This is a genomic window from Cruoricaptor ignavus (assembly GCF_014961145.1).
Lineage (GTDB): Bacteria > Bacteroidota > Bacteroidia > Flavobacteriales > Weeksellaceae > Cruoricaptor > Cruoricaptor ignavus.
Window position 1 is genome coordinate 1,249,218 of the sequence record NZ_CP063145.1, and the last position, 11,799, is coordinate 1,261,016.

At 48.5% G+C, this 11,799-nt stretch carries 12 protein-coding genes and 2 tRNA genes; 4 read left to right on the forward strand and 10 right to left on the reverse strand.

The annotated features are described in order from the left end of the window. Positions 1 to 44: 44 nt before the first annotated feature. Both IMZ16_RS06115 and IMZ16_RS06120 read right to left on the reverse strand, forming a co-directional pair. Positions 45 to 848, reverse strand: a complete 804-nt coding sequence (locus IMZ16_RS06115; RefSeq protein WP_193439298.1) for a YsnF/AvaK domain-containing protein — start codon at positions 846 to 848, stop codon at positions 45 to 47. A 19-nt stretch (positions 849 to 867) separates the two neighbouring features. Beyond that, on the reverse strand, positions 868 to 1,350 hold the full coding sequence (locus IMZ16_RS06120; protein WP_193439299.1) for a DUF2382 domain-containing protein: 483 nt from the start codon (positions 1,348 to 1,350) through the stop codon (positions 868 to 870). 158 nt (positions 1,351 to 1,508) lie between these two features. Between IMZ16_RS06120 and IMZ16_RS06125 the strand changes: the two genes are divergently transcribed. The 3 genes from IMZ16_RS06125 (at position 1,509) to IMZ16_RS06135 (ending at position 2,974) form a co-directional block, all read left to right on the forward strand. After that, positions 1,509 to 2,747 carry a bifunctional folylpolyglutamate synthase/dihydrofolate synthase gene (locus tag IMZ16_RS06125; protein WP_193439300.1) on the forward strand — a complete coding sequence of 413 codons (1,239 nt, stop codon included), beginning with the start codon at positions 1,509 to 1,511 and terminating at the stop codon, positions 2,745 to 2,747. Positions 2,748 to 2,780: 33 nt separating this feature from the next. Next, a tRNA-Val gene (locus IMZ16_RS06130) sits at positions 2,781 to 2,855 on the forward strand. A 44-nt stretch (positions 2,856 to 2,899) separates the two neighbouring features. Next, positions 2,900 to 2,974: transfer RNA gene (locus tag IMZ16_RS06135), tRNA-Val, on the forward strand. 26 nt (positions 2,975 to 3,000) lie between these two features. On the opposite strand, the gene IMZ16_RS06140 is transcribed toward IMZ16_RS06135, so the two are convergent. The 6 genes from IMZ16_RS06140 to IMZ16_RS06165 all read right to left on the reverse strand — a co-directional run bounded on the left by IMZ16_RS06140 (position 3,001) and on the right by IMZ16_RS06165 (position 8,545). Further along, positions 3,001 to 4,413: a nucleoside recognition domain-containing protein gene (locus tag IMZ16_RS06140; RefSeq protein WP_193439301.1), complete on the reverse strand. Its 1,413-nt coding sequence runs from the start codon at positions 4,411 to 4,413 to the stop codon at positions 3,001 to 3,003. A gap of 27 nt (positions 4,414 to 4,440) precedes the next feature. Beyond that, the gene (locus IMZ16_RS06145; RefSeq protein ID WP_193439302.1) at positions 4,441 to 4,911 is read right to left on the reverse strand and encodes a DUF6973 domain-containing protein; all 471 of its coding nucleotides are present in this window, start codon (positions 4,909 to 4,911) and stop codon (positions 4,441 to 4,443) included. Continuing rightward, entirely contained in the window at positions 4,908 to 5,759 is an 852-nt protein-coding gene (accD, locus tag IMZ16_RS06150; protein WP_193439303.1) for an acetyl-CoA carboxylase, carboxyltransferase subunit beta, read from the reverse strand. The genes IMZ16_RS06145 and accD overlap by 4 nt, the downstream gene beginning before the upstream one ends. A gap of 139 nt (positions 5,760 to 5,898) precedes the next feature. Further along, positions 5,899 to 6,969: a class II fructose-bisphosphate aldolase gene (gene fbaA, locus IMZ16_RS06155; protein WP_193439304.1), complete on the reverse strand. Its 1,071-nt coding sequence runs from the start codon at positions 6,967 to 6,969 to the stop codon at positions 5,899 to 5,901. A 44-nt stretch (positions 6,970 to 7,013) separates the two neighbouring features. After that, on the reverse strand, positions 7,014 to 7,892 hold the full coding sequence (locus IMZ16_RS06160) for an NAD kinase (protein WP_193439305.1): 879 nt from the start codon (positions 7,890 to 7,892) through the stop codon (positions 7,014 to 7,016). Further along, entirely contained in the window at positions 7,892 to 8,545 is a 654-nt protein-coding gene (locus tag IMZ16_RS06165; protein WP_193439306.1) for a CBS domain-containing protein, read from the reverse strand. Before IMZ16_RS06165 ends, IMZ16_RS06160 begins: the two co-directional genes overlap by 1 nt. Positions 8,546 to 8,777: 232 nt before the next feature. Here IMZ16_RS06165 and IMZ16_RS06170 point away from each other — a divergent pair, with 232 nt between their 5' ends. Continuing rightward, the gene (locus IMZ16_RS06170) at positions 8,778 to 9,068 is read left to right on the forward strand and encodes a GIY-YIG nuclease family protein (protein ID WP_193439307.1); all 291 of its coding nucleotides are present in this window, start codon (positions 8,778 to 8,780) and stop codon (positions 9,066 to 9,068) included. 383 nt (positions 9,069 to 9,451) lie between these two features. On the opposite strand, the gene IMZ16_RS06175 is transcribed toward IMZ16_RS06170, so the two are convergent. Together IMZ16_RS06175 and IMZ16_RS06180 are read right to left on the reverse strand one after the other, a co-directional pair. Further along, positions 9,452 to 11,281: an acyltransferase family protein gene (locus tag IMZ16_RS06175; protein WP_193439308.1), complete on the reverse strand. Its 1,830-nt coding sequence runs from the start codon at positions 11,279 to 11,281 to the stop codon at positions 9,452 to 9,454. Positions 11,282 to 11,386: 105 nt separating this feature from the next. Further along, positions 11,387 to 11,776, reverse strand: coding sequence for a DUF4293 family protein (locus IMZ16_RS06180; RefSeq protein WP_193439309.1), 390 nt, complete (start codon positions 11,774 to 11,776; stop codon positions 11,387 to 11,389). Positions 11,777 to 11,799 lie beyond the last annotated feature (23 nt).

Below are 11,799 nucleotides of genomic sequence, written 5' to 3' on the forward strand. Positions count from 1 at the left end.
AAAAAAGCCGCCCGAGGGCAGCCTAGATTAGGAATTTTAATTATTTAAACAAGGTCATCTCTTCTGTCAGAACCAAGGTTTTCTACATCTACCTCAGTTTCGCGTACAGTATCGGAGATGGTTTCGTCGCGCTCTGTCACATCTTTTGCAAGCTCGATTTCTTCTACCACGCGGGCAGTTTTATCTACTACCGGCACTTCGTGAGTTTCAGACATTTCCACAGTCTGGTTTTGGAATGCGCGGTCTGCGTCAGTTACCGCTCTATCTACCGGTTGTCTTTTCACATACACACGCTCTTCACGAAGGCGTACACTTTCTTCCACTGGACGCTCGATGATGCGGCTCCTTAGGCGCACACCGCCTTGCTCTACTTCTCTTTTGCCTACATTCAGCTCTTCTTTTACTACTTCCACCTTGTCTGAACCTTCAGTGGTCTGAGCAAAGTTCTGTGTTTGGGTACCTTCTACCGCTGTTCCTGCAGCATATCCAGCTTCATTATAGCCTGTAGGGATGTGGTCATCCACGCTGATAGCGCCGTTTTCATCCATAATGTCTCTCGCTCTTTCAGCGCGGTCTGCATCGTCTGTGTATACTGTTACCACATTGCTTCTTGCACCTGCTGCGCTGTAAGTTCTCCGTACGGGCTCATCTGCGCCGAAAAGCCTGTCCCAGAAGGATCCGGACCTTTCGTCTTCATCATAATCAAAATCCTCCCCTTCGTAATCCCCTTCGTATCTGTACGGAGAGTAGTCTACATTTTCTTTTTCGAATCCTGCATCATCAAGTCTTTCTGATGCTCTTTGTGCTTCTTCTGCGGTTCTGAACAAACCTACTACAGTGTAGTTCATAATAATAATTTTTTAATTGTTAGATATTTTGTGAATTGTTTTCTGTCTCAATAAATTCGTGCTTAAACTCTTCCTCCCGCACGAAAGCATTAACTGTTTCGGTGTGTGCTTCCGTGGTTTTGGTAATGATAATTTCCTCCACGAGCATAAGCTTCTTCACTACCACGGGGACCTCTTTCACCACGGGGATCACGGTTACATCGCCTTCCTGACGAATCTCTGGGATGAAATCAACCTCCTCGTTTTTTGGCACTCGCTGTATGTCAAATTTATCTGACCGAAGTTCAACTTCTGCTGGAACCTCCCGCTCAGATACTTCTTTTCTGAAAATGTGCCTGCCCCTTTCTACTTCCTTTTTCCCGAAGGCAACCTCCTCCTTTACAATTGAGATTTTCTCTGATGAATTTACGCCGTAACTTTTTTCTGATGCAAGCTCTTTTTCAGTAGCGCGTTCCGCATCCGATAAATTTTTATTTTCGTAAATACCCTCGTAGCCCTCCATAGTGCGTTTTGTAGAACGGAAGATGCAAATGCCTTTCCAAAAGTTTGAACTTTTAATGTTTTAACAATTAATTAACCTTTTGTTCATTTCTTTGTTTAAATTTTTATAAATCCTGCAGCAGCTATACTCTTACTAAATTTGCAATTCAAAAATCTCCTATGACAGAAAACGAATATACGCAAGCCGTGGAATGGCTGTACGCACAAGCCCCCCGCTGGGAGAGCGCCGGCAAGGGCGCCTACAAACCAGGGCTGCAGAACATCGCCAGGCTTTGCGATTTTTTTGGAAACCCGCAGAAAACTTTGCGCTGCGTACATATCGCGGGGACCAACGGCAAAGGCTCCGTGAGCAGTATGACGGCAAGCGTACTGCAGGAAGCAGGCTACCGCACGGGGCTGTACACCTCGCCGCACATACTGGACTTTACCGAGAGGATCAAGGTTAACGGCCAGAATGCCAGCCGCGATTTTGTTTTTAGCTTCATCCAAAGACTGAAGGAAATCCCCCAAGACATAAGGCCTTCTTTTTTCGAATTTACCACTGTAATGGCTTTCGAATATTTCCAGCAGCAGCAGGTAGATTTTGCAGTGATAGAAGTCGGGCTCGGCGGCAGGCTGGACGCTACAAACATCATCCACCCCGTGCTCACCGCCATTACCAGCGTGGCGGTGGACCATCAGGATGTTTTGGGCGATACTGTGGAGGAAATCGCGGCAGAAAAAGCGGGCATCATTAAAGAAGGCATCCCCGTAGTTTGCGGAGAAGAAAATCCGACAGTACAGGAAATCATCCGAAATATCGCTGCAGAAAAAAAAGCCGAATTCATTGATGCCACAAAGATTAGCACCGACCTGAGCACCGACCTGAGTGGCAATTACCAGAAAAAAAACATCCGCGTGGCAGTGGCTATCGCAGAAGAACTCCGCAGGCAGAATGTTCGGATACCCGGCAGCGCGCCCCGTACCGGGCTTGGGAATGTGCAGCGCAACACGGGCCTCCTGGGCCGCTGGTACGAATTTTCTCGGGACCCGCTCACCATCTGCGACACGGGGCATAACCTGGCCGGCCTCACGGAGGTATTCAGCCAGCTCAACGAGATGCCGCAGCGCAAGCACATCATCCTCGGCTTTGTGAATGACAAGAAAATAGGTGAGGTTCTGCAGATGCTGCCAGAAAATGCAGAGTATTATTTTGCTAAACCTTATGTGGCAAGAGGCAGAAACCCGCAGGAATATGAACACCAGCTAAAAAAATCCGGTATACCTTATAAAATTTTTGAAAAAGTGCAGGATGCCTATCTTTCTGCAAAAGAAACACTTACGCCTGGAGAGATGATTTTTGTAGGCGGTAGTAACTTTATTGTTGGAGAATTTTTGCAAAATAATTTGCAGGTTTAAAAAAACGCCGTATATTTGCCGAACCAAAAACAAGGGTTCTTAGCTCAGTTGGTTCAGAGCATCTGGTTTACACCCAGAGGGTCGGGGGTTCGAATCCCTCAGAACCCACAAAAATCTCAGAGTAATCTGGGATTTTTTTTATTGTATTAAGCGGACGGTTAGCTCAGTTGGTTCAGAGCGCTGCGTTGACATCGCAGAGGTCGCTGGTTCGATCCCGGTACCGTCCACAGCGCCAATTCCGCAGTAGCGCGCATTACCCGAAGAACATATAGGCAAGAACGATAGATGTGATCACACCCACCAAATCTGCCAGAAGCATCGCCGGAACGGCATATCGCGTGTTGGTCACCGCCACGGAGCCAAAGTACACTGCGATAACATAAAATGTAGTATCCGAGCTGCCCTGCAGCACCGCAGCCAGCCGGCCCTGAAAGCTGTCCGGCCCGAAGGTCTGCATCGCATCCACCATCATACCCCGCGCCGCGCTTCCGGAAAGCGGCTTTATCAGGGCGGTTGGCAGCCCGTCCACAAAACGCGTATCGGCACCCGAGAGATCGGCGAGCCAGCGCATCCCCCCGATGATTACATCAAAAACGCCGGAAGTGCGCAGCATAGAAATAGCCACCAGCATACCCACCAGGTACGGGATAATCTTCACGCAGGTGGTAAAACCGTCTTTCGCGCCATCGATAAACGCATCAAAAACATTGATTTTCTTATAAACACCGCCGAGGACGATGAGTAGAAAAATTAACAAAATCAAGCCGTTGCTCAGCACTTTGCTGAACTGATCCAGCCCCTCCTTCGAGAGCCCCGTGAGGTACCATACCAATGCGGCGATGAGTGCGGAAATCCCTCCCACATAGGCAAGCACCGTAGCATTCAGCAGATTGATTTTCTGATAAATTGACACAATAATCATCGCGGCCATCGTGGCGGCAAAGGTCGCTATCATACACGGCAGGAAGATATCCGTGGGCGACTGGGAGCCCAATGAGGCGCGAATCGCGATGATGGACACCGGTATCAGCGTCATCCCCCCGGCGTGCAGGCACAGGAACATGATCTGTGCATTGCTCGCCGTGTCCTTCTTCGGGTTCAGGGTTTGCAGGCTCTCCATCGCCTTCAGCCCAAACGGCGTAGCAGCATTGTCTAACCCCAAAAGATTGGCGGAAAAATTCAGCAGCATATGCCCGAAGGCCGGGTGGTCTTTCGGGATTTCCGGGAAGAGTTTTGAGAAAAAGGGCTGAATCGCCCGGCTGAGAACCGTGACGGCACCCGCCTTCTCCGCGATGGACATAAAGCCCATAAACAGCGTCATAATACCCACAAGCCCGATGCAGATATCCACGGCGGTGCGGCTGGTGCCGATAACCCCATCGGTATCCTGCACGCGGAATTTTTCAGCGGTTTGCTGCTGAGGATTTATTTTATATTGAATTCTTCCTTCCGCTGCCACCGCATTCGCAGGCTCTATTTCAAACTTTGCCAAAACCTCCCCCGGTACTTCCCTCAGCGGCACAGTGGAAATCCGCACGGTATCGCCGCCCCTGCCCACTACCATATCGTTGAAGATATCCTTATAATCCGGGGAAGTAAGATATTTCCACCCCGCCACGCAGAGCGCTACGATGATGAATGCGGACCAGATGCGGCTGAGAACCATTTTTTTATTTTTGGCGAAATTACCAATTTAGTAAATACCTTCATTATTTTTTGCTATTATTAGCGAGTCGGGGCCTGCGGCTTCCGGCTTGCCTTCGGCATTTTTTATTTTAGATAAAAGCCCCGGCACAAAGAAGGAGGTCTCGAAAAACTGGCGGTGCACCCCCGGTAGTAATTCAAAAAAATGGCTAACGCCCACATTTATGTTATGAAGGTTTATTTCCTGCGCAGATGGATTTTTGGTAAAAACTTGCTCAGTAAGTTCTGCGATCCGGCGTGCCCAGGCGGCAGATTTTCGAGGAGATGATATCTTGCAGCAGTACATCATCACCAGGGAGCCGAGCAGAGCATTTTCATACGCCCGGAAGGCGCTGCTTCTTCGGCTGCCCCGCCAGGTCTTCTCTGCTGTTATTTTTGTTTTAATGAATGCAAGTCCAGAGAGCAGCGCGAAGGCGGGGCGAGACAGCACGAGCAGAAAGAAATTCAGGCAGGGCTTCACTTGTTCATCAGCAGCCGCAGGGTTTGGCTTACGGTTTCCTTTATTTCCGTACGCTTTACTATGAAGTCCACGAAACCTTTCTCCAGGAGGAACTCCGAGGTCTGGAAGCCTTCCGGGAGATCCCTTCCTATTGTTTCGCGGATTACGCGCGGCCCTGCAAAGCCTATGAGCGCGCCCGGCTCCGCCATGATGATGTCGCCCGTCATTGCAAAAGAGGCCGTCACCCCGCCGAATGTAGGATCGGTAAGGTACGAGATGTATGGCAGCCCCGCCTCGGAGAGTTGCGCGAGCTTGCACTGCACTTTTGCCATCTGCATTAATGAAATCGCTGCCTCCTGCATGCGCGCCCCGCCCGTCTGGTTGATGATCATATACGGAAGCCTGTTTTTTATGCAGTAGTCTACCGCGCGGCTGATTTTCTCGCCCATCACGGAGCCGAGGGAGCCCCCGATGAAGGCAAAATCCATACAGGACACCACCATCTCCAGCCCGTTCACGCTGCCGGTAGCGCTGCGGATGGAGTCCGTAAGCTTTGTTTTGCTCTTTACCTCCTTTAGGCGGTCGCTGTACGCCTTGGTATCTTTAAATTTCAGCGGGTCTATGCTTTCTACCTTGGCATCCAGCTCCCTGCAGGTGCCCCCGTCGAATATTATGTCGAAATATTCCTTGCTCCCGATCCTTACATGGAAGTCATCTTCCGGCGATACATAGTTATTTGCCCGCAGGGCGTCGTACTCTATGATCTTCCCCGTGGGGGTTTTATGCCAAAGCCCTTTGGGCATATCCTTCTTCTCCGCGGTGGAGGTAGTAATGTTTTTCGCCTGCCTTCTAAACCATTCAAACGCCATGCAGAATTTTTAAAAAAGAAAATTTCAGCTAAGGTAATTATTTTCGTTCATAGTCAAAATTATCTTGCCTCAACTTGTCATCAGAAAAAAAGCCCGGCAGAAATTCCGCCGGGCAGGTGATTTATTTTCTAGGCAAGGTTTACCCTAATGTGTTCACATTGTTCAGGTCTTCGAAAGCCTGGGTAAGCCTTTTGGTAAATGTTTCCTCACCTTTTCTCAGCCACACGCGCGGGTCGTAGTGCTTTTTGTTCGGGGAGTCCTCGCCTTCCGGGTTGCCGATTTGCCCCTGCAGATAGTCGGTTCTGTCGCGCATATAATCGCGGATGCCTTCCAGATAGGCGTACTGCAGGTCGGTATCTATGTTCATTTTGATTACGCCGTAGCCGATAGCCTCGCGGATTTCTTCCAGCGAAGAGCCAGATCCTCCGTGGAATACGAAGTTGATAGGCTTCGCTGCGGTGCCGAATTTTTCCTGTACAAATTTTTGCGAATTGTCGAGGATCTTCGGCGTCAGCACCACATTGCCCGGCTTGTATACGCCGTGCACATTCCCGAATGCCGCGGCGATGGTGAAGTTTGGCGAAATCTGCTTTAGTTTCTCGTAGGTGTATGCCACATCTTCCGGCTGGGTATAGAGCTTTGCGTTATCCACATCGGAGTTATCCACGCCGTCTTCCTCGCCGCCGGTCACCCCGATTTCCACCTCGATTGTCATATTCATCTTCGCCATCCTCTCAAAATATTTCTGGGAAATTTCCAGGTTTTCCTCCAGGGTTTCTTCGGAAAGATCCAGCATATGGGAGGAATAGAGCGACTTGCCGGTCTGATTAAAATGCGCCTCATTGGCATCCATAATCCCGTCTATCCATGGCAGAAGTTTCTTCGCGCAGTGGTCCGTGTGCAGGATTACCGTGGCTCCGTAGGCTTCCGCAAGGGTGTGGATGTGCTTTGCTCCTGCCACCGCCCCCAGGATGGCAGCCCGCTGCCCGTCGTTGTTCAGGCCCTTGCCCGCATTAAAGGCTGCCCCACCGTTGGAGAACTGGATGATTACCGGCGCGTTCAGCTTCGCAGCGGTCTCCATAGTGGCGTTCACATTGCTGGATCCGATTACATTCACTGCCGGGAGGGCAAATTGGTTTTCCTTGGCGTACTGGAAGATTTCCGTTACCAAATTTCCTGTGGCAACACCTGCCGGGAATTTTCTGCTCATAACTTAGAATTTTGATAAACTTTTGTCGTAAAATTAAAGAATTTTTATGAATTTTTATGCTCTCTTCTGTCCTGCCCCCACAGCAGTTTCTGGCGGATGGTTTCGTAGAAATTCAGATCATTGGGGTGTACCAGAGCGAAATGGAACTGCGCCTTCCTCACGCTGAACTCCGTCTCCACCGGTATGTGCACCAGCCGCGAATCCAGGGAGAGGGTAAAATGTTTGGCGCGGCTCTGCACACGGAATTTTACCTCCACATCGTCATTCACAATCAGCGGGCGCACATTCAGGTTGTGCGGAGCGATGGGAGTGATCACGAAATTATTGTTGTTCGGGGCGATGATCGGCCCGCCGCAGCTCAGGGAATAGGCGGTGGAGCCCGTAGGGGTGGAGACTATAACCCCATCTCCCCAGAACACATTCAGGAACTCGTTATCTATATAGGATTCCACCGTGATCATGCTTGTGGTTTCCCTCCTGGAGATGGCTACATCGTTCAGCGCGTAGGGGAAGATGTCGTACTCCTCCGGCAGGTGCACCTCCACCACGCTGCGGTGGCTGATGTTGGTATTCCCTCTTAAAATATCATCCAGGTAGCCGAAGAGGTTTTCCTTGGTAAAGCTCGCCAGAAAGCCCAGCCTGCCCATATTTACCCCCACCACCGGGATGCCCAGGTCCTGAATGTAGTATAGGGAGCTTACGATGGTGCCGTCTCCGCCGAAAGAGAAAAAGAAATCCACGCCGTGGCTCGCCAGCCCCTCGTAGTTGGAGAAAGTCTTGAAATTCGCAGAGAACTGCAGGTTCTCCGCCGTGCCGGTATGCACTATCGCCTTTACGCCGCGCTTATCCAGCTCGGAGATGAACCTGCTGAGGTAAAGGAAAACATCCAGGTCGTTCTTTTGGGTATAGATGGCCGCCTTCATCACACTTCTATATATTTCTGCAGAAAATCGAATCGCTGGCGCATCAGCTCATCGCGCTCGTTCTGATAATGCTTGTTAATGATAATATAGCCATAGCGCTCGAAGGTCTCCTCTATCGAGCTGAGCCCGCCACTGCTGATTTTCAGGGTAATTTCGATGCTGTCCGTATTTATCCTGCTGATGAATACGCCGTGTATCCGCCCGTTGCTGCCCTCCACAATCTGCGAGATTTCGCTCATCGACCAGTGCGCCGCCGGCGTCTGCAGGGTGAGCACCGCTCCTGCCTCGCTAAAAAGCGGGTAGCGCGCCAGCTCCGCAAATACATCGCGGTACTCCACATAGCCCTCGTACCTCTCCTCTCTGGAGATTATGGGCACCACGCTGGTGTTGTAGGTGTGGAATACCGGGAGGCTCTCCAGCACCCCGGCATCCGCTGGCAGGGCGAATTTTTCGTAATGCACCCTCAGGTCGCTAAGCCTGCTCTCTAAAAAATCTTCAAGAAAATCCTGGCGCAGCGCACCGGCGAAATACCCCTCTTCCTCAATAAAAATGTGGGTAAAGCCGAAGCTGCGGCAGATTTCGTACGCCTCCTCTGCCGGATCTTCCGGGCTGAATGCGGGATAATCCCGCGAGATATATTCTGAAACAAACATCAGGCGAATTTACTTAAAAATACTTTTAGGTAAAGAATGAGGTTTAGGCTGAGTGATTTTATCACGCTGAGCCTGCCGAAGCGCATCCTGTCACGCTGAGCCTGTCGAAGCGCATCCTGTCACGCTGAGCCTGTCGAAGCGTAAAGCCTCAATAGTTTTTGCCCTTCGACAAGCTCAGGGTGACAATCCCTGATAAGGGTGATTAAAAACTAATTTTTCATATTTTCACGGAATGAAGCAATACTTCGTTTACATACTTGAGTGCTCGGACGGCAGCTACTATACGGGAATCAGCGGAAACCTAGAACAACGCCTAATACAACACGATGAAGGTCGCTATCCCGATTGTTATACCTTTTCAAGGCGACCCTTGAAACTCGTATTTCAACAGGAGTTTAATGATGTCGTGCAGGCTATAGCTTTTGAAAAGCAGGTGAAAGGCTGGAGCCGTAAGAAGAAGCAAGCTATCATCAGTGGGCAATGGGAGTTGCTTCCGGAGCTTGCTAAGAGCAAAAAAAGTTAATGCCTTGCCACGCTGAGCCTGCCGGAGCGCATCCTGTCACGCTGAGCCTGTCGAAGCGTAAAGCTTCAATTGTTTTTGCCCTTCGACAAGCTCAGGATGACATTCCACCAAAACCTAAGCTGCAGCGTTTTAATGAAAGTAAAAGCTATAAAACTCTGTGACTTCGTGCTTACACGAAAACTAAAATTTAAACTCTCAACTTTAAACTAAGAACCATCTTTCGATGACATTAAAAAAACTGTGTGCCTCTGTGGTTAATAAAATTAAATACCGCAGCACAATGTTGAACCCTAAACTTTCAATTTTAAACATTAAACAAAAAACAGCCCCGAATTCCCAGGGCTGCCTTCACTCGAAAAGTTCCGAAGCTCTTTTTTCCTGTATTATTTTTTGAATGTCTCGGGATCTACCTCCTTCAGAAACTGATAAAAATCCTCTCCGGAATAATCGGCAAGACGCCGCGAGCCGTAAGTGTTGATATGGTCGCCGTTATAATAAATCACGGTATCATTCAGGTACGGCGCCGTTTTAAACACAGGGCTTTTGGAAATGTCGTAAATAAATACATTTTCAGTTTTCAGAGATTGTAAAAATGCAGCATCATTTGGGTTGTCCCTTGATGAGAGCTTCATTTTTGAATTGCGAATCATCCCATTGTTTATTTTGAGTGGGTTTTGTATGAATATAGGGAATGTTTTTATTAAAATGAGTTTTTGCTTGTCGTCCAGTCTCTGGATTAATGATTTTAAGGCTGGAGCTAATTCCGGTCTTGAATAAAAAATTGATGTTATTACAATTACATCATTACTTCTTATAAGGCTATCGGTTTTTGGTACGATCGACTGGCTGTATTCATAATACCTATATCTGCTTGGATCATTCAGGTCTATTGCATCCTCATTATAACCCGAGAGAGCAGGAAACACATCGCAAGTGAGAGTCTGGAATGAAAATCCTTTCTTTTGGCCTAATTTATCCAAAAAAGGCTTCATCATAAGGGCGTGGCTATCGCCTATTAGTACCATTTTAGTATCTTCGTTTAAATCTCCAAACTTTTCAACTTCCGGAGTTTTATGTGATTTCATTCCAAAATAAGGACGCGCGTAAATTGCTTCAATGTCCTTCATTTTTTTCACTTGCCACATACCATATCTTACAAAAAGGAAAAGAAACAGTATAGAGAGGGGTAATGCGACGCGGAATTTTTTCCACGAGGTTTTCCTTTGTTTTTCTTCAACAAAATGAAATGAAAGCCATGCCAAGATAAAAGTAAGAATGCAGATCATCAGCACCTGAAGAGCCGTAAATTCATACGAATCTGTAGAATATCTTATAAATGCCATCACAGGCCAATGCCACAAATACAACGAATAAGACAGTGTGCCGATATACACCATCGCGCGTGAAGTGAGAAATCTGGAGAGCGGGGTTTCGACCAGCAGCATCACCGCGGCGGCGGTGCAGGGAACTAGCGCGAGAGGCCCCGGGAATTTCGCATCTTCTGATATCAGGAAAAAGCAGCAGAGCAGCGCCACACAGGCTAGGGAAAAGAGCCAGTCGGAATGCTTCGTACGCACCTTCTCGCCACGAGGAAACCGCCCGGCAATCATACAGCCCACAAGGAACTCGGGGATTCTCGCAGGAAGTGAAAAATAGGTTTTCAGCTTTTCCCCGGCAATGTAGATAGAATAACCGGAAAGCGCGGTGAGGACCAAAGTTGCAACGAGCAGAACCAGGAACCTCCTCTTCTTTACAAAATAAAGAATAAACGGAAGGATAAGATAAAACTGCATCTCTATGGCCAATGACCAGGTGTGGAGCAAAGGATTCTCGCTCAGCTTGGCACCAAAATAGGAATCTCCGCGGGAGAAGATTTTATTGGAGAGGAATATTAACGCATACGAAAGGTCGTCCCTGAATGTTTTAATATCCGTGCTGAGGTAGAATAGGCAGGCAGCAAGCGACACCCCAAAAATCAAAGCATAGTATGCCGGCGCGATCCGGACGAGCCTTTTTTTAAAAAAATTTCCGAAAGTAAATCTGCCCTTATCCATATCCGAAATTGTGATGGTGGTAATAAGGTAGCCCGAAATCACGAAGAATATATCAACCCCCAAAAAACCACCTGGCAACCAGGCTTTGTTTAAATGGAAGATAAAAACACTCAAAAAAGCAATAGCCCTAAGACCCTGAATATCTGCACGGAATATCATTTTATTTCAAAGAAAATTTTCCAAATATACAACCGGAAACCGTCAGCACAAAAAAAACAGCCCCGGGAGTCCGGAGCTGTCTTCACTCAAAAAAAAGTTTCCGCTTTACCGCAGCCTGTCCACAGATTTCACGAGCCTCTCGTCCCGGCGGATAAATGTGTTGGCAATAGCCAGGCACACCATAGCCAGGAGGGGAAACAGCGGCTCAATACCCTTCTCAGGAAACTCCATTCCTCCGGGTAAGCTTAGCAGCCAGTACGACAGCAGAGCGAGCAACAATGCGTTCAGTACGATGCCGATCCTGTTCAGCAACACCTGTAATTTTCTATTTTTAAAACTGTAAATGCTGAAAACCGTAAGCGCTGTAAAAACCGCCATAAGGAAGTAAAAGGCGCCATCCAAAAGCTGCGGCCCAAGGTCGTCCTTTACAAAAATCAGCGAGAAGCCGCACAACAAGGCAAGCGCCATCCAAACCGTCTGAATTCTCTGAAGCATAGGTTTTCAGGAAATATTTGGCA